15 protein-coding genes and 1 pseudogene are annotated in these 21,356 nt (G+C 69.0%); 6 read left to right on the forward strand and 10 right to left on the reverse strand.

What is annotated here, in order from left to right; translation table 11 throughout:
* On the reverse strand, positions 1 to 653 hold a 653-nt coding region (locus ACT3T9_RS05050; protein ID WP_444606155.1), incomplete at its 3' end, for an IS256 family transposase.
* A gap of 127 nt (positions 654 to 780) precedes the next feature.
* Between ACT3T9_RS05050 and ACT3T9_RS05055 the strand changes: the two genes are divergently transcribed.
* Positions 781 to 1,782 (forward strand): IS481 family transposase, encoded by a 1,002-nt coding sequence (locus ACT3T9_RS05055; RefSeq protein ID WP_444606072.1) that lies wholly within the window; start codon positions 781 to 783, stop codon positions 1,780 to 1,782.
* Here the strand turns inward: ACT3T9_RS05055 and ACT3T9_RS05060 are convergent.
* The 4 genes from ACT3T9_RS05060 to ACT3T9_RS05075 form a co-directional block, all read right to left on the reverse strand.
* On the reverse strand, positions 1,779 to 2,567 hold the full coding sequence (locus tag ACT3T9_RS05060) for a sugar phosphate isomerase/epimerase family protein (RefSeq protein ID WP_441445845.1): 789 nt from the start codon (positions 2,565 to 2,567) through the stop codon (positions 1,779 to 1,781). The genes ACT3T9_RS05055 and ACT3T9_RS05060 overlap by 4 nt on opposite strands.
* Positions 2,568 to 2,646: 79 nt before the next feature.
* Positions 2,647 to 3,699, reverse strand: coding sequence for an alpha/beta hydrolase (locus tag ACT3T9_RS05065; protein ID WP_444606073.1), 1,053 nt, complete (start codon positions 3,697 to 3,699; stop codon positions 2,647 to 2,649).
* A 51-nt stretch (positions 3,700 to 3,750) separates the two neighbouring features.
* Positions 3,751 to 5,085 (reverse strand): BNR-4 repeat-containing protein, encoded by a 1,335-nt coding sequence (locus tag ACT3T9_RS05070; RefSeq protein WP_441445844.1) that lies wholly within the window; start codon positions 5,083 to 5,085, stop codon positions 3,751 to 3,753.
* A gap of 70 nt (positions 5,086 to 5,155) precedes the next feature.
* The gene (locus tag ACT3T9_RS05075; protein ID WP_444606074.1) at positions 5,156 to 5,527 is read right to left on the reverse strand and encodes an L-rhamnose mutarotase; all 372 of its coding nucleotides are present in this window, start codon (positions 5,525 to 5,527) and stop codon (positions 5,156 to 5,158) included.
* A gap of 264 nt (positions 5,528 to 5,791) precedes the next feature.
* On the opposite strand from ACT3T9_RS05075, the gene rhaI reads away from it, so the two are divergent.
* From rhaI to ACT3T9_RS05095, 4 genes are all read left to right on the forward strand, one after another.
* On the forward strand, positions 5,792 to 6,970 hold the full coding sequence (gene rhaI / locus ACT3T9_RS05080; protein WP_444606075.1) for an L-rhamnose isomerase: 1,179 nt from the start codon (positions 5,792 to 5,794) through the stop codon (positions 6,968 to 6,970).
* Between the two features lie 2 nt (positions 6,971 to 6,972).
* Positions 6,973 to 9,024 carry a bifunctional aldolase/short-chain dehydrogenase gene (locus tag ACT3T9_RS05085; RefSeq protein WP_444606076.1) on the forward strand — a complete coding sequence of 684 codons (2,052 nt, stop codon included), beginning with the start codon at positions 6,973 to 6,975 and terminating at the stop codon, positions 9,022 to 9,024.
* Positions 9,021 to 10,538, forward strand: coding sequence for a rhamnulokinase (locus tag ACT3T9_RS05090; protein ID WP_444606077.1), 1,518 nt, complete (start codon positions 9,021 to 9,023; stop codon positions 10,536 to 10,538). Before ACT3T9_RS05085 ends, ACT3T9_RS05090 begins: the two co-directional genes overlap by 4 nt.
* Positions 10,539 to 10,611: 73 nt before the next feature.
* Complete coding sequence (locus ACT3T9_RS05095) at positions 10,612 to 11,853, forward strand: alpha-hydroxy acid oxidase (protein WP_444606078.1); 1,242 nt, start codon at positions 10,612 to 10,614, stop codon at positions 11,851 to 11,853.
* A gap of 128 nt (positions 11,854 to 11,981) precedes the next feature.
* Here ACT3T9_RS05095 and ACT3T9_RS05100 read toward each other — a convergent pair.
* Positions 11,982 to 12,074 (reverse strand): annotated as a pseudogene (locus ACT3T9_RS05100) (carbohydrate ABC transporter permease); the annotation flags it as partial.
* 121 nt (positions 12,075 to 12,195) lie between these two features.
* Between ACT3T9_RS05100 and ACT3T9_RS05105 the strand changes: the two are divergent.
* Positions 12,196 to 13,506: an ISL3 family transposase gene (locus ACT3T9_RS05105; protein WP_444606079.1), complete on the forward strand. Its 1,311-nt coding sequence runs from the start codon at positions 12,196 to 12,198 to the stop codon at positions 13,504 to 13,506.
* Positions 13,507 to 13,665: 159 nt separating this feature from the next.
* Here the strand turns inward: ACT3T9_RS05105 and ACT3T9_RS05110 are convergent, their stop codons facing one another.
* The 4 genes from ACT3T9_RS05110 to ACT3T9_RS05125 are packed head-to-tail and all read right to left on the reverse strand — an operon-like array spanning position 13,666 to position 21,352.
* Positions 13,666 to 17,712, reverse strand: coding sequence for a glycosyl hydrolase (locus tag ACT3T9_RS05110; protein ID WP_444606080.1), 4,047 nt, complete (start codon positions 17,710 to 17,712; stop codon positions 13,666 to 13,668).
* Positions 17,713 to 17,772: 60 nt separating this feature from the next.
* Entirely contained in the window at positions 17,773 to 18,627 is an 855-nt protein-coding gene (locus tag ACT3T9_RS05115) for an ATP-binding cassette domain-containing protein (RefSeq protein WP_444606081.1), read from the reverse strand.
* Positions 18,624 to 20,414 carry a dipeptide/oligopeptide/nickel ABC transporter permease/ATP-binding protein gene (locus ACT3T9_RS05120; RefSeq protein WP_444606082.1) on the reverse strand — a complete coding sequence of 597 codons (1,791 nt, stop codon included), beginning with the start codon at positions 20,412 to 20,414 and terminating at the stop codon, positions 18,624 to 18,626. Before ACT3T9_RS05120 ends, ACT3T9_RS05115 begins: the two co-directional genes overlap by 4 nt.
* On the reverse strand, positions 20,411 to 21,352 hold the full coding sequence (locus ACT3T9_RS05125; protein ID WP_444606083.1) for an ABC transporter permease: 942 nt from the start codon (positions 21,350 to 21,352) through the stop codon (positions 20,411 to 20,413). Before ACT3T9_RS05125 ends, ACT3T9_RS05120 begins: the two co-directional genes overlap by 4 nt.
* Between the last annotated feature and the right edge of the window lie 4 nt (positions 21,353 to 21,356).

A 21,356-nucleotide genomic window follows, 5' to 3' on the forward strand; every position in this document is an offset into this window, starting at 1 on the left:
ACGTGCTTGATCCCCTCGAGGTCCACCCCGACCGCGATATAGGCGGCACGGTTGATGACCTGGCTGTTCTCCCGGATCTTGATCCGGATCGCGTCGAGATAGATCACCGGATAGAACTCCTCCAGCGGCCGCGACTGCCACGCCAGGACCTCCTCGCTCACGGCGTCGGTGATGTTGGAGATCGTCTCGTGCGACAGGTCCGTGCCGATCGTGGAGGCCAGGTGGTGCTGGATGTCCCGGATCGTCATCCCGCCGGCATAGAGGCTGATGATCATGTCATCCAGGCCCCCGAGGCGCCGCTGGCCCTTGGGCACCAGACGCGGGGTGAACGACCCGCCCCGGTCTCGCGGGACGTCCAGCTCGATCGGCCCGACTTCGGACTCCACGGTCTTCGGCGTGCTCCCGTTGCGGGAGTTGGCGTGCTTCGACGCGTCCTCAGCGCCCTTCTGGTAGCCCAGATGGCTGGTCAGCTCGGCCTGCAGGCCCCTCTCGAGTGCGGCCTTGACCAGCGCGGGAACGAACCCTCCGTCACCGGTCAGTTCTACCTTCCCATCGTCGATCTGCGCGAATAGGGCATCAAGCTGCCCAGAGGCTTTCAGCTGCTCGACCAGGTCCTGGCCCGACGGCTCGCCTGGGTTCTTCTCGTCGGTCATGGTCATGATTCTTACCGTTCCTCTCGGTACGGCTTACACAGACCATCTGACACGCCCAAGGAACGGGCCCCTGGACTGCACGATGGGTGGTGTCTAAGCAACCGTCTCGCAGGAAGAGGCCCGTTCCATGCACCACCGTAATGCGCCACTGACTGTCGTTGGAAGGCAGCGTGCTGTCGCCCAGGTCATCGACCTGGGCCGCCCGATCGCCCACGTCGCAGCCGAGTTCCACATCGCCCGCACCACGCTCTCGAAATGGGTCGGTCGCTACCGTGACCACGGCGAGGCTGGGCTCGAGGACCACTCCAGCGCGCCGGCAAACCGCCCCACCCGCCTGCCGATCTGGGTGCTCGAGCTGATCGAGTCCTGGCGACGGAAGAAGAAATGGTCCGCCCGCCGGATCGCCCGCGAGCTCGCCGACGGCCACGGCTTCGCATGCTGCGTGAGAACGGTGACGCGGTGGCTGGACCGGCTCGGACTGAATCGGATCCGCGACATCACCCCCGACGGCGAAAACCTCCGATCACCAGGGAAGATCGTCGCCCGCTATCCCGGCCACATGGTCCACATGGACGTGAAGAAGGTCGGCAAGCTCCGAGATGGCGGCGGGTGGTGGGCCCATGGCCGCGGCTCCGTCCAGGACAAGAAGAAGCATGGCCAGAGAGTCGGCTACACCTATCTCCACTCGATCATCGACGGGTTCTCCCGCCTGGCCTACACCGAAGCGCTCGAGGACGAGAAAGCCGCCACGACCATCGGGTTCTTCCATCGTGCCCGAGTGTTCTTCGCTGCCCACGGCATCACGAAGATTTCCCGCCTGGTCACCGACAACGGCAGCAACTACACCGCCAAAGCGTTCCGCCGCTCGACCTGCGCGTTCATCGGTCGTCACCAGCGCACGCGGATCTACACTCCCCGCCACAACGGGAAGATCGAGCGCTACCAGCGGATCCTCACCGACGAGTGCCTCTACGCCCGCCCCTACGCCTCCGAGAACGAACGGCGAGAGGCCATCGCAGTCTGGGTCCATCACTATGACTACCATCGCCCCCACACCGCCTGCGGCGACCAGCCCCCGGCCTCACGCCTCCACGCCCGCGTCGACAACGTCATGACCAACTACATCTAGGTCGTCCGCACCGGATCCGCGGCGCGGACCGCGGCGAGCGCGGGACCGGCCTCGGAGGCGACATCGATCCAGGTGCACTCGATCGAGACATGTCCCAGGTAGCCGCCGCCGCGCAGCGCGTGCAGGAACTCGGCGAGCGGCCAGTCGCCCTGACCGGGTGGGAGACGGCCGGTGTCGGCGATGTGGGCGTGCGCGACGCGGCCCGCGTGGGCACGAACCACTGCGAGCGGCTCCTGTTCGAGCATGACGTGGAAGAGGTCCGCGACGACCCTGACCTCGCCCATCCCGAATTCGTCGAGGAACTCGATCGCCTCGGCCAGGGTGTTGATCAGGTCGGTCTCCCCGCGATGCAGCGGCTCGAGGATCACCTCGAGTCCGTGATCGGCGGCGACGTCACGGGCCACCTGCACGGCGCGTGCGAACTGCTGGCGCCCCGCACGCGGATCCACTCCTTCGGGGAGACGCCGCGCGCCGCCGCTGCCGAGCACCACCATGGCGCCGGGCCGGGCCAGGGCGGAGACTGCGGCGAAGGCGATCTGCAGGTAATCGCGGACCTGGTCGAGGGGGAATGCCGGGTCGGAGAGCCTCAGCTCGCCGGGGCAGAGGATCGCGAAGGACGGGGAGGGCGCCCGGTCTCGCAGCGCCGGGTCGGCCTGCCAGCGGCCATCCTGGTCCTGCACGATCACGTTCCCGACGATCGTCGGCTCGACGTAGTCGGCGCCGGCGGCGAGGATCGCGAGGACATCCCGGTCCGGGGCGATGATCCCGTGCTGCGGAGGCTGCATGGCGTCCCTCATCCTTCCGTCGTTCCCGTGCTCCCGGCGTCGGTTCACAGCTCAGAGCTCAGAGCTCAGAACTCGCAGTTCACAGCCCGCGGACGATCTCTCCCATCCGGTCCATCGATTCGCGTGCCTCCACGAGGCCCACTCGGTTGAGGTGCCCGTGGCACACGCCGCGGCGCACGACGTACTCGACGTCGACCCCGGCCTCGTCGAGCTGCTGCGCGTAGCGGCGGCCGCTGACGCACAGGTCGTCGTACTCATCGGTCTCGACATAGGTGCGCGGCAGCACTGCCAGCTGCTCACGGGTGGCGAGCCCCGGGAAGTCGTAGGGCGTCGCCTCCTCGAGGGGCCGGCCGATGTAGTTGCCGGACATCGCGCGCATCGTATCCAGGGAGAAGCGCAGCATCGGCGGGGTCGCGTCGAGCGCCTGGGCCTCCTCGGCGTCAGGCTCGGAGCGCAGCGGATGGGCGACCAGGTACAGCAGCAGGGAGGCGGCGAGCGGGGTGCCCTCATCGGCCAGGCGCAGGGAGGCCGTCGCCGCGAGGTTGCCACCCGCGCTCGCCCCGCCGAGCGCGACCCGTCCAGGGTCGATGCCCAGTGCGTCGGCGCTCTGCCGGGCCCAGGCGACTGCCGCGCAGACGTCATCCAGCGGGATCGGCGCGAGGACGTGCTCGGGGCCGCCGGGGAAAGCCCGAGCTGGCGTTCCGTCGATCTCGTCGCAGAGGCGGTAGTCAACGGAGATCACGACGGCGTCCGCACGGCCCGCGACGCCGCGCGCCACGTGGTCACCTTCGGGCATGTCGAGGTCGCCGTGCATGAAGCCGCCGCCGTGGCACCAGATCAGGCAGGGGCGTGGTCCGGCTGCCGCAGTCTGCGGGGTGTAGATGCGCACGGGCACGGGCCCGTGGGGGCCGGGGATCTCGCGGTCCTCGATCTGCAGTTCCCAGTCCTCGGCGGGGCCGTACGGCTCGTCCCAGAGGCGGTGCACCTCCGGGTCGAGATCGTCCCAGGCGGCGACGCCGCCGAGGGTGCGCAGCCGTCGCTCCATCTCACCCAGGGCGGTGGGGGCGGCGGTCACCTCCGCTGCGGGATCACGGAGGGCGGGACGGAGATCCGGGGAGGTCTGCTCGGTCATCGAGGGGTCCTTTCGGAGGGGGTGCGAGGGGCGCTGGGGCGTGGGTGACCGTCAGCGCGGGCTGCTGCGGAGCACGACCTCGCAGTCGTAGTCCTGGGAGGAGCGCATGTCGCCGCGGAACCAGAGCAGATGGGTGGTGCTCGGATCGCCCGGGGCGACGATCGGACGCAGGTTGTCGACCGTGGAGTGCTCGGTCACCGGTGACCAGTCCCAGCCTCGCCCGCCATCGGCGCTGCGTCCACGGTAGATCTCATGGTGGTCATGGCGGGTGCCGTCGCGCGGATCGACCGGGGTGGACACGTAGACGGTGGAGACGTCATAGGGGTCGATCGCCGCCAGGCCCGAGTAGTCCTGCTCATGGGGCAGCAGGCCCGGTCCCGCGTGGGCGAGCGGTGAGAGCGTCCACTGCCCGTCGGCTCCGAGCCGTGCGTAGACGAGGCGCAGATCGTCGACGGGAACGTTGCGGCCCAGGTCCGCACCATCGGGCTCGGCGCGGTGGTTCGCGCGCGCCGTCATCACTGCGGCGAGCTGGCCATCGGCCTCACGGATATCGGTGGTCCAGGCATGGCTGAGCTGCGCCCCGCCGAGTTCGATGCCGGTCGCGAGCACGGTGGTGAGCTGGGCCTGGTCCGGGACGGGCTCGGCGAACAGTGCGGACTCCAGCGGCCGGCCCGTGCTGTCGTGGAGGCGGCCGCGAGAGAGGGTGCCGTGGTAGATCGAGTTGTCGACGTCGCGCGGGTGATGGTCGGTGACCAGCACATGCAGTCCGGCAGCACCGTCGGCGTAGCGGGCGTAGCCGTTGACGTAGCCGATCTTCGGGCGGTCGAAGAGCTTGCCGGCGTAGCTCCAGGTGTCTCCGTGATCGTCGGAGACCAGGGCGCAGGGGTCGTCATTGACGGCGCGTGCGAAGCAGTAGAGGCGGCCGTCGATCTCGTGGAGGTTCGAGTAGGTGACGCCGCGCCCGCCGGTGTGCTCGCTCCAGTCGTAGACGCGCTCCTCGTCCCAGCGGGTGGGGTCTCCGGGCTCGCTGATCCGCCAGTGGGTGAGGTTGTCGGTCTTGTGCCGGGCGTAGACCGCGAGCCAGCGGCCGTCCGGCCGGCGCCACAGTGCCGGCACGTCATGATCATCAGCTTCGAACCCCGGGTGGAGGGTGACCACCTGTGCGGTGCCGGCGGCGAGGTCGACGACGGTGAGGTCGAGGTCGCCGCGCCGGGCCGGATCCTGGTCCGCACCACCGGAGGCGATGGAGCCGACGACGAGCAGCCCGGCCTCGGGATCCACCAGCGCGCGTTCGTCCTGGAACCAGCACCAGGCGCCGTCCGGGTTGATGACCTGGACGGACTCTGACAGCGCAGGCTGGATGGGGTGCGGGGCGGGCGAGCTCATCGGGCTCCTCTGCTCGGTGGTGCGCGAGATGGTGGTGCGCGGGGGTGACGGGTTCAGGTGGGTCGTGCGGTCAGGCGAGGTGGAAGTACTGCGGCAGCACCTGCTTCTCCCCGCCGCCGGGAGCGAAGTACTCCCCCATCGCCGCTTCCCAGCGCGGGGAGATCACGGCGCGGGTCATCGCGTCCTGGGCGGCGTCGACGTCGTCGGCCTCGAAATAGCCGACCACCATGCCGTCCTCGGACCGCAGGAACAGCGAGTAGTTGCACCAGCCCGCGTCAGTGAGCGCCTCGCGCATCTCCTCCCAGACATCCTGGTGCGCGGCGACGTAGTCGACCAGCCGCTCGGGCCGCACCTGGAGCAGGAAGCAGCAGCGGTGCGGGCTGCGGGCGGTGCTGGTGGCGAGGAGATGGTCGAGATCCGGGGTGGCCATAGCGATCCTCATCTGGCAACGGATATAGGGGTGCCGCCACAGCCTGGACGGTGAGAACGTCCTTGTCAACCGCTTTCCCGCCGCGCTGGGACGCCTGCGATCAGGCACGGGCAGCGCGTCGACCTCTATGAACGCGGCGCGCAACCGCCCTCTGGCGCATCGCTCGACCTCGTGATAGCGTCAATGTTGAGTCGTTTCAATAGTCATGTCTTCCCGTCTTCGCGCCGAGGATCCGCCGTCTCCGACCGGAAGCCGACGCACCTCGAAGGAGCCCCCATGCCCACCCCCTCCACCCTCCCCACCGAGATCGCCCGCGACCTCGCAGAGTTCACGATCGAGGTCCCCAGCTGGGGCTACGGCAACTCCGGTACGCGATTCAAGGTGTTCGGCACCCCCGGCACCCCGCGCGACCCCTTCGAGAAGATCGCCGACGCCGCCCAGACCCACGCCTTCACCGGCTCCGCGCCTCGGGTCTCGCTGCACTACCCCTGGGACAAGGTCGAGGATTTCGGTGCGCTGCGTGAGTACGCCGCCGAGCAGGGCATGACGCTGGGGATGATCAACTCCAACACCTTCCAGGATGATGAGTACAAGTTCGGCTCGCTCACCCACGGTGACAAGTCCGTGCGCCGTCGGGCGATCGACCATCACCTCGAGTGCATCGACGTCATGCGCGCCACCGGCTCCAAGGAGATGAAGATCTGGCTGGCTGACGGCACCAACTACGCAGGCCAGGACTCGATCCGCGCCCGTCAGGACCGCCTGGCGGAGTCGCTGCAGGAGATCTACCTGGGCCTCGGCGACGACGAGCGCCTGGTGCTGGAGTACAAGTTCTACGAGCCGGCGTTCTACCACACTGACGTTCCGGACTGGGGCACGAGCCTCCTGCACTGCCTGGCGCTCGGCGAGAAGGCGCAGGTGGTGCTCGATACCGGGCATCACGCCCCGGGCACGAACATCGAGTTCATCGTCGCCCAGCTGCTGCGCCAGAACCGGCTCGGCGCCTTCGACTTCAACTCCCGCAACTACGGGGATGATGACCTGATCGTCGGCGCCGCGGATCCGTTCCAGCTGTTCCGGATCCTCTTCGAGATCGTCCAGCAGGAGGCGCACCGGCCCGCCGCCGGCGTGAACTTCATGCTCGATCAGTGCCACAACCTGGAGTCGAAGATCCAGGGCCAGATCCGCTCCGTGATAAACGTGCAGGAGACCCTGGTCAAGGCACTGCTGGTGGACCGGGAGGCGCTCGCCGCCGCCCAGGAGAGCAACGACGTGCTCGAGGCGAACGCGATCCTCATGGACGCGTTCTGGACCGATGTGCGCCCGGCGCTGGCCGCCTTCCGTGAGGAGCGGGGCCTGCCGGCGGATCCCTTCGCGGCCTTCCGCGCCAGCGGCTATGAAGAGAAGGTCGCCGCGGAGCGCGTGGGCGGGAACCAGATGGGATGGGGAGCCTGAGCATGAGCGAGAAGAGCTCCGCCCACGAGACCGTCGCCGCCCTGCTGGAGCGCTCCAACGCCCTGGGCTCCGACCCGAAGAACACCAACTACGCCGGCGGGAACACCTCCGCCAAGGGCTCCGCCATCGATCCGGTCACCGGCGAGGAGACCGAGCTGCTGTGGGTCAAGGGCTCCGGCGGCGACCTGGGGACCCTCGAGGAGAAGGGGCTGGCGGTGCTGCGCCTGGACCGGGTGCGCGCCCTGCGGGACGTGTACCCCGGGGTGGAGCGCGAGGACGAGATGGTCGCAGCCTTCGACTACTGCCTGCATGGCAAGGGCGGGGCCGCACCGTCGATCGACACCGCGATGCACGCCCTGGTGGACGCCGCACATGTGGACCACCTGCATCCCGACGCGGGGATCGCGCTGGCGACCGCAGCCGACGGCGAGCGACTGACCCGCGAGTGCTTCGGCGAGACGGTGGTCTGGGTGCCGTGGCGCCGGCCCGGCTTCCAGCTGGGCTTGGACATCGCCGCGATCCAGGCGGAGAACCCCTCCGCGATCGGCTGCATCCTCGGCGGGCACGGCATCACCGCCTGGGGCGAGACCTCGCAGGAGGCGCAGGAGAACTCGCTGCGGATCATCGCCGAGGCGACCGCGTTCCTCGAGCGCACCGGCTCGTCCGAGCCGTTCGGGGCGCATGATGCGAGTCGCGCTGCACTCCCGGAGGCGGAGCGCCGGGCGAAGGCGTCTGCCCTGTTCCCGATCGTGCGCGGGCTGGCCTCGACGGACTCGCCGATGGTCGGGCACTGGACGGACACCGAGGCGGTCCACGAGTTCCTCTCCTCCCAGAAGCTCGCCCCGCTCGCGGAGCTGGGCACGTCATGCCCCGACCACTTCTTGCGCACGAAGGTCAAGCCCCTCGTGCTGGACCTTCCGTCCGGCGCGAGCATCGAGGACTCGGTCGCGCGGCTCAAGGAGCTGCATGAGGCGTACCGGACGGACTACTCCGCCTACTACGAGCGTCACGCCGAGGCGGACTCCCCCGCGATCCGCGGCGCCGACCCGGCGATCGTGCTGATCCCGGGCGTGGGCATGTTCAGCTTCGGGGCCGACAAGCAGACGGCGCGCGTGGCCGGCGAGTACTACGTCAACGCGATCAACGTGATGCGCGGCGCGGAAGCGATCTCGACGTACTCCCCGATCGACGAGTCGGAGAAGTTCCGCATCGAGTACTGGTCCCTCGAAGAGGCGAAACTGCAGCGCAAGCCCGCACCCAAGCCGCTCGCGAGCCGGGTCGCGCTCGTCACCGGCGGCGGCTCCGGGATCGGGAAGGCGACCGCCGAGCGCCTGGTCGCCGAGGGTGCCTGCGTCGTCATCGCCGACCTGAACCTCGAGAATGCCGAGCAGACCGCGCAGGAGCTGGGCGGGTCCGACAAGGCGGTGGCGCTGCGCGCCGACGTCTCCGATGAAGCGGCCGTGGTGCAGGCCGTCGCTGAGGCGGTCCTCGCCTTCGGTGGGCTGGACCTGATCGTCAACAATGCCGGGCTCTCGCTGTCCAAGCCGCTGCTGGAGACCACCGCGAAGGACTGGGACCTCCAGCACGACGTGATGGCGCGGGGCTCGTTCCTGGTCTCCCGCGAGACGGCCCGGGTGATGATCGACCAGGCCATGGGCGGGGACATCATCTACATCTCCTCGAAGAACTCCGTGTTCGCCGGGCCCAACAACATCGCCTACTCGGCGACCAAGGCCGATCAGGCCCACCAGGTGCGGCTGCTCGCCGCCGAGCTCGGCGGCCACCAGATCCGCGTCAACGGCATCAACCCCGACGGGGTGGTCCGCGGCTCCGGCATCTTCGCCGGCGGCTGGGGCGCCTCCCGCGCGAAGGTGTACGGGGTCGAAGAGAAGGACCTCGGCGAGTTCTACGCCCAGCGCACGCTGCTGAAGCGGGAGGTGCTGCCCGCGAACGTCGCGAACGCCGTCTTCGCACTGACCGCCGGGGATCTCTCGCACACCACCGGCCTGCATATCCCGGTCGATGCCGGGGTCGCAGCCGCGTTCCTGCGATGAACGACGCGCAGGGTGCCGGGGAGCCGCTGGCCGTCGCGGCGGTCGACCTGGGGGCGACCTCGGGCCGGGTGATGCTCGGGGTCCTCGCGGACGGTCGCATCGAGCTGATCGCGGCACACCGCTTCGAGAACCGGCTGCGGGACGAGGACGGACAACTGCGCTGGGACATCGACGCCCTCTGGGCAGAGGTGCGACAGGGGCTGCGTGCCGCGCACGACGGGGCCGTGGAGCGCGGTCTGACCGGCCTCGCCTCAATCGGGATCGACTCCTGGGCGGTGGACTACGGCCTGGTGGGTCCCGATCTCGTCGGGGCTGACGGTGCTTCGGTGCCCGGCAGCGGCGAAGTCCTCGGCGAGGTGGTCGCCTACCGCGATCACCGCACCGACGGGATCCCGGAGTCCTTCGCGGAGCAGGTGTCGCGCGAGCGGCAGTACACGCTCACCGGCATCGCCCAGCAGCCCTTCAACACGCTCTATCAGCTGGTGGCCGACGACCGCCCGGCGACGCTGCCTCCCGGCTCGACGCTGCTGATGGTCCCGGATCTGCTGGGGTACCTGCTCACCGGCGAGCGTCGCACCGAGCGCACCAACGCGTCGAGCACCGGGATGCTCGCGGTGGGTGGGCAGGGATGGTCCGCAGAGCTCCTGACCGCTGCCGGCGTGGACCCGGACCTGCTGGCGCCGCTGATCTCCCCCGGCGAGCGCCTGGGCACAGTGCTGCCGGAGCTCGTGCGCGAGCTCGGGATCGGTGAGGTGCCGGTCATCGCCGTCGGCTCCCATGACACCGCTTCGGCGGTGCTCGCGGTGCCGGCCGCGGACGATGCTCACCCCGTCGCCTTCATCTCCTCGGGCACGTGGTCTCTGATCGGGCTCGAGCTGAGCGCACCGGTCAGCACTGCGGCTGCGCTCGAGGCCGGATTCACGAATGAGGGCGGGGTCGACGGCACCACCCGCTTCCTCAAGAACGTGGCAGGAATGTGGCTGGTCAGCGAGTCGATCCGGCAATGGGAGGAGGAGGGGGCGCGCGTGGATCTCGCCGATCTGCTCGCCGCCGCGGCCGTGATGCCCGCTCATCGCTTCCGGATCGATCCCACCGATCCGGCGTTCCTCGCTCCCGGCCGGATGGCGGACCGGGTGATGCTCGCGGCCCGCCCGCTCGAAGGGGAGGACGAGCGACCCCGCACCCCGGCGCAGCTGGTGCGCTGCATCCTCGAGTCCCTCGCCGAGACCTACCGGGAGGAGCTCCACACCGCGTGCCGGCTCGCCCGGATGCCGCTGCCGGAGCGTCTGCACGTGGTGGGAGGTGGGAGCCGCAACGCGCTGCTGAATCAGCTCACCGCGGATGCCCTCGGCATCGAGGTGGTCGCCGGCCCGATGGAGGCCACGGCGCTGGGGAACGTCGCGCTGCAGGCCCGGGCGCTGGGTGCCGTCCCCGGTGAGCACGGCGCGCTGCGCGGGCTGGTGCGGGCGAGCGTTGAGCTGGAGCGGTTCAGCCCGTCGATCCCCTCCGGGTGACCTGTCGGACGTTCCAAGATCATCACGCCATACGGCCCTGTGCCACGTCGCGCCTATCGAAAGCAGACGACCCATGAGAAGACAGCTCCCCCAGCCCCGTGAACTGCTCGAGCTGATGCAGTTCAAGGCCCCCGACGTCAACGCCCGTCGGCGCCGGCTCCACGTAGCGCTGACCATCGAGGATCTGCGAGCGATCGCGAAGCGTCGCACGCCTCGGGCCGCCTTCGACTACACCGACGGCGCCGCGGAATCGGAGCTCTCGCTGGGCCGTGCCCGGCAGGCGTTCGCCGACGTGCAGCTCAACCCCGCGGTGCTCCGGGATGTCTCCGAGGTCGACACGTCGCGGCAGATGCTCGGCGGTCCCAGCGCGATGCCCTTCGCGATTGCACCGACGGGCTTCACCCGCCTCATGCAGACCGAGGGCGAGATCGCCGGGGCGGGCGCCGCCCAGGCCGCCGGGATCCCGTTCACGCTCTCGACGCTGGGCACCACCTCGATCGAGGACGTCGCCGCCGCGGCACCCCACGGGCGCAAGTGGTTCCAGCTGTACGTGATGCGCAAGCGCGAGATCTCCTACGACCTGGTCGAGCGGGCCGCCCGCGCCGGCTTCGACACCCTGCAGTTCACGGTGGACACCCCGGTGGCGGGAGCGCGGCTGCGCGATACCCGCAACGGCTTCTCGATCCCTCCGCAGCTGACCGCGCGCACCGTGCTCGACGCGATCCCGCGCCCCTGGTGGTGGATCGACTTCCTCACCACGCCCACCCTCGAGTTCGCCTCGCTGTCCTCGACCGGCGGCACCGTGGGCGAGCTGCTGGACTCCGCGATGGATCCCACCATCAGCTTCGAGGACCTCGAGATCATCCGCGGCATGTGGCCCGGCAAGCTCGTGATCAAGGGCGTCCAGACGCTCGAGGACGCCAAGACGTTCACCGACCTGGGCGTGGACGGAATCATCCTGTCCAACCACGGCGGGCGCCAGCTCGACCGGGCACCGGTGCCCTTCCACCTGCTGCCCGAGGTCGCGCGCGAGGTCGGCGCCGATACCGAGATCGGCGTCGACACCGGCATCATGCACGGCGCGGACATCGTGGCCGCCGTGGCCCTCGGCGCACGCTTCACCCTGATCGGCCGCGCCTACCTCTACGGACTCATGGCCGGCGGCCGCCCGGGCGTGGACCGCACCATCGCGATCCTGTCCGAGCAGATCGTGCGCACGATGAAGCTGCTGGGTGCCCATTCTCTCGATGAGCTCGAGCCCGGCCACGTCACGCAGCTGCACCGGCTCGTGCCGCGGGAGTCCGGGCGACCGTGAGCGACGCACGGATCGACCTGCTCTGAGCACCGGGGTCCGACCGTCGCGACGTTCGGACCCCGGTGTTCGGAGCGGCCGGCGCTCCGTGCCCGGCCTCATCAAAGGTGCCCTGCCTCATCGATGCACGGTTAGCCCTTCACGGCCCCCGAGGTCATGCCCGGCACGATCTGCCGGTTGAAGAACAGGAAGACGATCAGCGGCGGGATCGTGATCAGCAGAATGTGGCCCTTCGCAGATGAGGGGGTAGCTGCGGAGTGTGGGGTGGGCGCGTCGGTGCCGGGATAGACGTCGAGGTCTCCCGATGATGGAAGTTCTGACGCTCGCCATCTGGAAGACCTCGACGTGCCTAACGCTACCTTCGCCGACCCCGATCTGACGACCTTCACGCGCTTGGAGGAGCTCGGCCTCGTCGCTGTCGGTCAGTGGCTCACGACCGAGCGGGCGGTGCTCGAGTGTCGGCTCGCTGAGGAGGATCCGTGGTGCCGCGCCTGCGGAGCGCGGGCGACCTCGCGCGGCACGATCACTCGTCGCCTTGCCCATGAACCTTTCGGCCACCGCCCCACGACGCTGCTGGTGCGGATCCGGCGTTACCGGTGTGATCACTGCGGGAACCGGTGGCGCGAGGACACCACTCGCGCAGCACCCGAGCGGGCGAAGCTCTCTCGCGGCGGGATGCGGTGGGCACTGGAAGCCCTGGTCATCGATCGCCTCACGATCGCAAGGATCGCCGCCGGGCTCGGGGTTGCCTGGCACACCGCCAACGACGCCGTCCTGGCTGAGGGCCAGCGGCTGCTGATCGATGACCCAGCCCGCTTCGACGCCGTCCGCGTGATCGGTGTTGACGAGCACGTCTGGCGCCACACCCGGCGCGGCGACAAGTACGTCACCGTGATCATCGACCTCACCCCAGCCAGGGACAAGACCGGCCCGGCGAGGCTGCTGGACATGATCCCCGGCCGCTCCAAAGCAGCGTTCAAGGCCTGGCTCGAAGCCCGCCCCAAGGCATGGAAGGACCGCATCGAGGTAGTGGCGATGGACGGGTTCACCGGATACAAGACCGCCACCGGCGAGGCCCTCCCAGGCGCGGTCGCGGTCATGGATCCCTTCCACGTCGTCCGCCTCGCCGGAGACGCACTGGACGACTGCCGACGACGCGTCCAGCAGCAGCTCCACAAGCGCAGGGGCCGCAAGGACGACCCCCTCTACAAGACTCGCCGCACCCTCCACACCGGCACCAAGCTGCTGACCGACTGCCAATGCCAGCGTCTCAGCAGCCTGTTCGAGCGAGAGAAGCACGTTGCGGTCGAGGTGACCTGGGAGATCTACCAGGCGATGGTCGCCGCCTACCGAAAACCCGACCGGGCGAAAGCCAAAGCGAAGATGGGTAAGCTCATCACCGCGCTGAGCAAGCGCGTCCCGGACGCCTTGCCCGAGCTGGCCAAGCTCGGCCGAACACTGACGAAACGCGCAACCGACGTGCTGGCCTTCTTCGACCGACCGGGCACCAGCAACGGTCCGACAGAGGCGATCAACGGCCGGCTCGAACACCTCCGCGGCTCCGCCCTCGGGTTCCGCAACCTCACCCACTACATCGCCCGCAGCCTCCTCGAAGCAGGAGGCTTCAGACCCCACCTACACCCTCAAATGCGATGAGCCCAGAATGTTCATGAACAGCAGGTTCCACTGCGTGGAGGACTGGCCGATATGACGGCGAAGGACGAACCCCAACCTCGACCTCGACACGACGAGCCCGAGGACCTGTAGATATTCGACCTCCCCGAGGTCAGACCCCGGGAGATCGGCCCGGACACTTTACGACCTCATGCTGCCGCTCCGGGCCCCTCCGTTCCCCTCCCCGTTCGCGGAGCCAGTGCGGAGCAGTCGCACTGGTCCGCGCACACCGGTGCTGAGCTGCCCCGGCCGCAGGAAGGGGGTCGGACTGACGGAGTCCAGACGCGGAGCGAGGGTGCCCAGCACGGTCACAGCGAGTTCGTGTTCACCCGGGGCGAGGTCGCCGAGATCGGTAACGAACGGGCTGCAGAACAGCGAGGAGACGAGGGTTCCGTCCACCTCGACCTCGACAGCACCCCGCACCCGCCCGAGGTCGAGTCGCAGTCGCTGACCGGCCTCGACCTGGACGGTGCAGACCGATCGCATGCCTCCGCTCCAGGCACCGAGCCCCTGCTCCTGCCAGTCTTCGAACGGACCAGTGAAGTCACCGGTTCGCACCACCACGGGCCCATCCCAGGCTGCGCCGCCGATGCCGAAGGCACGGGGCCCCCATGACGCGCTGAGTTCGGTGGGCCGCTGCAGCGGGGAGTCGAGCACCAGCGAGGTGCCCTCGAGCATGACTTCTTGGCCGTCCAGCCGCACCTCGTCCCCGGGCTGAGGGAGCTCAGCCTCGACGGTGCCGGCCGGCAGCTTCACCACCAGCTCCTGTGGCCGGGGTGCGGCAGAGCGCGACGCTTCGAAGGCGACGGCGGGCACCCCCACCTCCGGACCCCCGGCGAGCCATGCTGTCTGCGGCAGCGGATGCGGCCGACGCACGGCATGAGCGTGGGTGGTGCGGGACCCGAGGCCGCGCACGAGACGGACGCCGTCCCGTACTGGGTCGGTTCCGGGACCGGTGGTCCAGTCGGCACCGGTGACCACTGCCTCCCGCCAGCCGTTGCCATCGAGGATCGCGTCGACGTACACGGCGTGCTCGGGGTCGTCCGTCTCTGCGATGACGCGCAGCTCGTGCTCGCCGGCCGAGAGGGCACCCACTCGATGCGTGAAGAACTCTGGCCGAACTCCGGCATCGGACTCGTAGTACTGCACCTTCTCCTGCCGAGCCACCTCATCCCCGTCGAGCTCGATGCGCAACGACGCAGTGGATCCGGCCACGATGACGACTTCGGACGCCTCGGCATCCGTCCTGAAACGGGTACGCAGGTCGCCTTCCCCGTCGATCACGTGAGCCGGGGACACGAACTCGGGACGCGGCACATGCTGGCCCCTGCGCTCCAGCATGACGAACGAGGAGATGACCTCAGGTCGGTCCCCGTGCACCCCGGCGGGCAGCTCGCTGGGGCCCACTCGGTACTCGAGCACGGCAGTCCGTTCCGCGAACGTCGCCGGGACGGTCATCGCGTACGGCGAGTCATCGCCACCTAGCGCTTTGCCGTCCAACCACAGATTCTTGGTGCCAGGCGCTGCGACCGTGAGGTCGTACTCGCCGGGCTCATCGACCTTCAGCACGGTGCGCACGGCCAGCTGCTCCCCCGGATCCGGCGCACGCGTCGCGAGGAATTCCTCAGGGATGAATCCCTTGGGCTCGAAGCGGTGCCCCTGGTCGGTGTCGATTCCCCGCGAGCGGGAGAAACGGTGCACTTGCCAGGAGTGCTCGCCCTCACTTGGAGCGAGATCCGCGCCCGCGCGCACCGCGCGGGCCTCCTCCGGCCCGAGCGGGGCAGGCGGATCGCTGGTGGGGCCGTGCACGAGGAACTCCTCGCCGAACGTCGCTCGCACGTCCTGCCATGCTTCGTTCCCGTCACGCCAGAGCAGGCGCCACAGCTCGAGCGGCACCTCACTCCCGGGCGGAAGCGCAGCATCGCCCCAGGTGTTGTCCAAGGTGGACACGAGGGAATGAGTCCAGCCGTCGTGAAGGTCCTCGCTCGAGGCGTCGGCGACATTATCGCTGCGACCCGGATCGTCCGCGAAGAGGGGCTCTGAGCTCGGTACCCCGCTGCGCCAGACCACGAACACCGCCGGGGCCCCGCCAAAGTCCACCTCGATCCGACTGCCCCCGGAACGGGTCCGGACCGGTGTAGAACGGCGCTTTCCCGAGGCGGGATCCCACACCTCCGCCGCCGCCACAGGCCCGACCACGTCCACGTGAGTACGTTCGGCGTATCGGCCCGGATCGAAATCGATCTCGTCCCAGTGCAGCGAGTCGGGATCCTTCCGCAGCGGGAACGCAGTCGCGTTGGGCTCTGCCGCAGGGACGAAGGCGACCGTCACGTCACCGGATCGGCGAGCGCGCAGCCCGTTCGGGGCCCAGGCGGCACTGCCGGCCTCGGCCGCGATCCGCACCGCGTGCTGGGCGTTCTCGGCGTGCAGCAGGCGGGGGTCGTTCGCGAGCTTCGTCAACGCCGCAGCCTGCTCAGGGGCGACCTCGAGCCCGGCGACGTGATGCGGTTCCTCGCCGATCACGATCACGCGCCCCCCGGCCTCAATCAGCGCGAGAAGCTTCTCGGCGGTGCCGGGCAACAGGTGGGCGACCGACGGCAGGAGAACGGTGCGGAAGCCGAGCGACTCGACGGCAAGCTGCCCATCGACTGCGGTCGCCCTCTGCACGGAGTTCTCATCGATCACGTCGAAGTCGACGCCGGCCCGGTCGAGAAGACTCGGTGAGTGACGGAACCAGTTGTTGGTCCCGACGAGTTCGAGATAGATGGCATGTGACCGGTCGGCCGGCGCATGAGGACCGCCGATGATCCCGTCGCCGAAATAGTCGATCGGCTCGTCAGGCGCCAGCACGGCGTGACCTGTGGTCGACGGGTACAGCACTCCGACGTCCACCACGTGGTCACCCCATGTGAGGAGTGCCGAGGTCCGGGCGACGGCACGGGCGAACTGCGGGTAGACGGAGTAGTAGGGCTGACGAAAATCTGTCCCGGGCGGTGCCCATTCGAACCAGCCGGCTCGGGTATCGAAGTAGGCGGCGTGCGGGTTGTAGAGATCGGCACCGCTTCGGAAGAAGGGCAGCAGCCAGTCCCAGGTCTCTTCGAGGGTCCCGCCCCACCCGCTGGAGTGGAAGGACTCGATCCACACTCGAGGGTGTCCGTACAGGTCGGCCATCGAGGAGTGCACGCGGGCATCGCCCTCGTGGTCGCTGCCCACGGCGTTGAGCCACCGATGGGTGGTGAAGTAGTCGCCGTACAGCTGCGAGCTCTGGGTGGGCCAGCCCGCGCGGGCCGGGTTGGTCTGGTCGGCGCCGACCAGCATGCCCCGCTCCTCGTGCCATTGGCCGAGGGGGCGGAAGAATGCATCCTCCGCGAGTTGGGTGCGCACGAGGTGGTAGTCGGCGCGGACGGCGTCGTCCGCCGTCCCGCTGCGCTCCCACAGGGAAGGCAGGTGGTCGAGGAGGTCGTAGCCGCGACGGCGACGGAACTCCTCGGCGAAGTCCGCGGTCCAGGTCGGCATGGAGGGCAGCTCGTCCTGGAAGCTGCCTGCGATGACAGTGCCCAGACGGTCGGGGACACGACGATCGAACTCGCCGTGAATGGCGTCGAAGAGCCAGGCGCAGGCCTGCGGGTCGAGGTAGTCGAAAGCGGTCTCACACCAGCTCACCACGCGCACGGCGGTTCCTGGTGCGGCGTCGATCCGTCCGTTCACCACGTCGAGGCGCTCCCAGCCGTCCTCGGTGCGGGTGCCGTAGATCCCGATGAGGTGGTCGCGTCCGGCCAGCGGAATTGTGCGGTCGCCAGGCACTTCTGCGAGCTCCGTGCGCAAGACGCGGCCTGCGGCCTCCGGGTGTTCGGCCACGACGGCGCCCTGGACATTAGCCCCGGAGAACCCGATCTGGTCGTAGAACCAGATCTGGACGTCGAGCTCCTCGGCCACGTCACAGGTATAGGCAAAGAGGTCCCACCACGGTTCGCTGAACCACGGCGGATCGTCCGGGATCGCCCCGTACGTGGGGCCCTTGGGGGCGAGGTTCATGATCACCACGTCATGAATCGCTCCCTCAACGAACCGCTCGAGCTGCCAGCGTACGCGCTCACGGGTCACGGTGCCACCGCTCCACCACCACAGCGGCACAGGCCCTCGGTGCGACGGAGGGTCCTCGAAGAGGTCGATCAGGTGCTGGTCCACAGGGGTCCTTCCGGGGTGGTCTGTCAGTGTGATCGTGAGGTGCTGTCGGGATCCCAGGAGTCAGGAGACGCCGGCGATCGCCTGGTCGCGAAGGACCTGCAGGCGCTTCTCGCGCCGTCTTCTCTGGAGCACCGGATCCGGGACGGGTGTCGCGAGCTGAAGTCGCCGCGAATACGGGTGCTTCGGGTGGCGGGCGATCTGTTCTGCCGTGCCCTCCTCGACCAGGCTGCCGCGGAGCAGGACCGCGGTGCGGTCGCTCATGGCGCGGACGACGCCGAGGTCGTGGCTGATGAACAGATAGGACACGGCGGTGCGCTCCTGGATCTCGCGGAGCAGGTCGAGCACGCGGGTCTGCGTACTCATGTCGAGGGCGCTGGTGGGCTCGTCGCAGACGATCAGCCGTGGGTTCAGCGCGAGCGCTCGTGCGATCGCGATGCGCTGGCGCTGACCGCCGGAGAACTCCCGGGCACGGAAGCGCCCGGCGTCGGACGGCAGTGCGACCGCGTCGAGCAGCTCGCCCACCCGTTCTCGTCTGGACGCCGGTGTCCCCTCGCGGATGGGCTCGGCGAGGATGTCGGCGATGGACATCGACGGGTTCAGCGAGGAGTACGGGTCCTGGAAGATCGCCTGGACGTCCCGGCCCACGTCTCGGCGCGCGCGCCGGCTCAGACTGCTGAGGTCGGTGCCATCCACGAGGATCCGCCCCACGGTCACAGGAGCGAGTCCGAGGACGGCTCGGCCGATGGTGGTCTTCCCGGATCCGGACTCGCCGACCAGGCCGAGGGTCTCCCCTTCGGCGATCTCGAGGCTGACGTCGTCGATGACCCGTTTCGGAGGGCGCAGCCCAGCTGATCGGTACTCGACCACCAGGTTCTCCACGCGCAGCAGCTGCGCTCTCTCTGCTCTCTCGGTCATGACGCTTCCTCCGGATCCATCGCGGCTGAGAGCAGCTCGCGCGTGTAGGGGTGTTCGGGAGCTGCGAACAGTCCCTCGACTTCCTGGTGCTCGACGATCGCGCCGTGGCGCATGACGCTCACGGTGTCGCAGATGTCCGCGACGACCCCGAGATCGTGGGTGACCAGGACCATTCCCAGACCTCGCTCATCACGCAGTTCCCGGAGCAGGGCGAGGACGTCGGCCTGGACGGTCACGTCCAGGGCGGTCGTCGGCTCGTCCGCGATGATCAGGTCAGGGTCTCCGGCGATGGCGCCGGTGATGAGGACGCGCTGCGCCATTCCGCCCGATATCTGGTGCGGATACATGCCGAACACGGATTCGGGGTCGGCGATGCCCACTCGATCCAGCAGGCTCAGCAGGTGGGCGCGAGCCTCAGCCTTCGGCATCGGCTTCGCCGCCCGGAGGCCGAGGGTGAGCTGGCGACCGATAGTGATCGTCGGATCCAGATTGCTCATCGGCTCCTGCGGCACGTACGCGATACGTGTGCCACGCGCCCGTCGCAGGGCTCCGACGTCGGAGAGCAGGTCGACGCCGTCGAACACGACTGCACCGCCCAGGACCAGTGCGTCGCGAGGGAGCAGGCCCAGCATGGCGAAGGCCATCTGGGACTTGCCCGACCCGGACTCACCGACCAGGCCGTGGATCTCGCCGCGGTGAACGCGCAGGTCGACGCCGTCGACGACGGCGCGCACCCCACCCTGCCCATCGGAGTAGCCGATCGCGAGATCGCAGACGTCCACGAGTGCCTCGCTGGCCCCCCCAGTGGAGCGAGCCGGGCGCGAGGCCCGCGCCTCGGCCACCCGCGCGGTGGTCGCAGGCCGGCGACTGCTCGTGCCCTGCAGCGCGTCGCGCAGTGCATTGCCCATGAGCACGAAGGCGAGGATCGTGATGCTGACGACCAGCGCGGGCGCTACCACGGCGCCGCGGTTGAGATAGATCGTCGAAAACGCCTGCTGCAGGACGCCGCCCCACGACGGGTCTCGCGGGTCGCCGAGCCCGAGGAACTCCAGCCCCGCCTGGATGCCGATGCCTGCGGCGAGGATGAAGCCGCTCTGGATGATGACGGGAGCTCGCACGGCCGTGAGCACGTGGCGGAAGACGATCCGCAGGTCCGAGAGGCCCGAGACCTTCGCCGCGTCGATGTACAGCTCGTCGCGCACTTCGGCGACCACGGCCCGCACCAGGCGATAGTTGGACGGCGCGATAAGGACGCCGAACACGGCCATGGCCGTGGGGATCGAGGGCCCGATGACCGTGTAGAGCGCGATGAGGAGCACGATTCCGGGCAGGGCCATGATCGCGTCGGCCACCCAGCTCGCGACGGCCTCCGTGCGACCGCGGTAGTAGCCGGCCAACAGGCCACCGGTAACTCCCACCACCGTGGATACGCCGAGCACGATGACGCAGGCGAGCAGCGTGCCCCGGGTCGCCCAGAGCAGACGAGAGAGGATGTCCCGTCCCGAGGAGTCACCGCCCAGGACGAAGTCCCCGGTGAATGGCGCCGTGTTCGCGTTCTCGAGGTCGACGTAGTTCGGGGAGTTCGGGGCGACGAGTGGTGCGAAGAGTCCGACGGCGATCAGAAGCGCGATGTAGGTCATGGCGGCGACCGCTATCGGATCGCGTAGCAGGCGCACGGACAATCGGTCACTGGTGCGACCGTCCTCGCTCTGCGGACCGGCACCGTGCACGGCGTCGGAGACGACCTCGGGATCGATGACCGGGTTCGCCGTCGATTCGCTGCTCATGCGAGCCTCACCTTCGGGTTGAGCCAGGCGCCCAGGACATCGGCGATGTAATTGACCGTCACGACCACCAGGACCGTGAAGACGACACACCCCATGACCACAGGAATATCGGAGCGGAGCGTCATCTCGACGGCGAGGTCGCCGATGCCGGGCAGAGCGAAGACCTGCTCGATGAGGACGACACCGCCGAGCATGCCGATGGTCTGCAGGCCGAGGATCGTCAGGCCCGGTGCGGCGGCGCTGCGCAGCACATGCCGGGCGATGATCGGCAACTCGCCGATGCCTCGCGACCGAAGGGTGCGCACGAAATCCTGCTGGAACACCTCCGAGACCGCGCCCCGGAACTGCTGAGCAGCACCTCCGACGGAGCCGACGAGGATGGCCAGGACGGGCAGCGTCAACGACCGCACCCATGCTGTCGGGTCCTCGGCCAGCGAGACGTAACCCGTCGCCGGCAGAAGCTTCCACTGAACCGCGACCGTCAGGACCAGGAAGATCGCCACGATGAAGGCAGGGACCGCGGCGCCCCCTACAGCGAGCAGCTGCAGAGCGCGGTCCAGCCAGCCGCCACGGACTGCGGCGAGCGTTCCGACCAGCGCGCTGATGACTGCGGTAAGCAGGATGACGATCACGGTCAGGGACAGGGTCACGGGCAGTCGGGTCAGCAACATCGACGTCACCGACTCACCCGTGAAGTAGCTGGTGCCCAGCGAGCCGTGCAGCACGCCCTGGACCCAGTTCCAGTACTGCAGCAGCACCGGCTGGTCGAGTCCGAGCTGGACCGCCTTGTCGTCGACGGCCTCCTGGGTCGCTGTCTCGCCGAGAGTTGCCCGAGCGATGGCGGTTCCGTCGCTGAAGATCAGCAAGAACGTCGCGAACGTGACGGCAACGGTGAGCAGGAGCGCCGAGACGAGCCGGCGCAGTGAATATCCGATCATGGGG

Source organism: Brachybacterium sp. AOP29-B2-41 (assembly GCF_052378395.1).
Lineage (GTDB): Bacteria > Actinomycetota > Actinomycetes > Actinomycetales > Dermabacteraceae > Brachybacterium.

Bases quoted from the DNA above. Each gene is read 5' to 3' on its own strand.
- ACT3T9_RS05055 (WP_444606072.1), top strand. From the start codon at position 781: ATGCACCACCGTAATGCGCCACTGACTGTCGTTGGAAGGCAGCGTGCT.
- ACT3T9_RS05060 (WP_441445845.1), bottom strand. From the start codon at position 2,567: ATGCAGCCTCCGCAGCACGGGATCATCGCCCCGGACCGGGATGTCCTC.
- ACT3T9_RS05065 (WP_444606073.1), bottom strand. From the start codon at position 3,699: ATGACCGAGCAGACCTCCCCGGATCTCCGTCCCGCCCTCCGTGATCCC.
- ACT3T9_RS05070 (WP_441445844.1), bottom strand. From the start codon at position 5,085: ATGAGCTCGCCCGCCCCGCACCCCATCCAGCCTGCGCTGTCAGAGTCC.
- ACT3T9_RS05075 (WP_444606074.1), bottom strand. From the start codon at position 5,527: ATGAGGATCGCTATGGCCACCCCGGATCTCGACCATCTCCTCGCCACC.
- rhaI (WP_444606075.1), top strand. From the start codon at position 5,792: ATGCCCACCCCCTCCACCCTCCCCACCGAGATCGCCCGCGACCTCGCA.
- ACT3T9_RS05085 (WP_444606076.1), top strand. From the start codon at position 6,973: ATGAGCGAGAAGAGCTCCGCCCACGAGACCGTCGCCGCCCTGCTGGAG.
- ACT3T9_RS05090 (WP_444606077.1), top strand. From the start codon at position 9,021: ATGAACGACGCGCAGGGTGCCGGGGAGCCGCTGGCCGTCGCGGCGGTC.
- ACT3T9_RS05095 (WP_444606078.1), top strand. From the start codon at position 10,612: ATGAGAAGACAGCTCCCCCAGCCCCGTGAACTGCTCGAGCTGATGCAG.
- ACT3T9_RS05115 (WP_444606081.1), bottom strand. From the start codon at position 18,627: ATGACCGAGAGAGCAGAGAGAGCGCAGCTGCTGCGCGTGGAGAACCTG.
- ACT3T9_RS05120 (WP_444606082.1), bottom strand. From the start codon at position 20,414: ATGAGCAGCGAATCGACGGCGAACCCGGTCATCGATCCCGAGGTCGTC.
- ACT3T9_RS05125 (WP_444606083.1), bottom strand. From the start codon at position 21,352: ATGATCGGATATTCACTGCGCCGGCTCGTCTCGGCGCTCCTGCTCACC.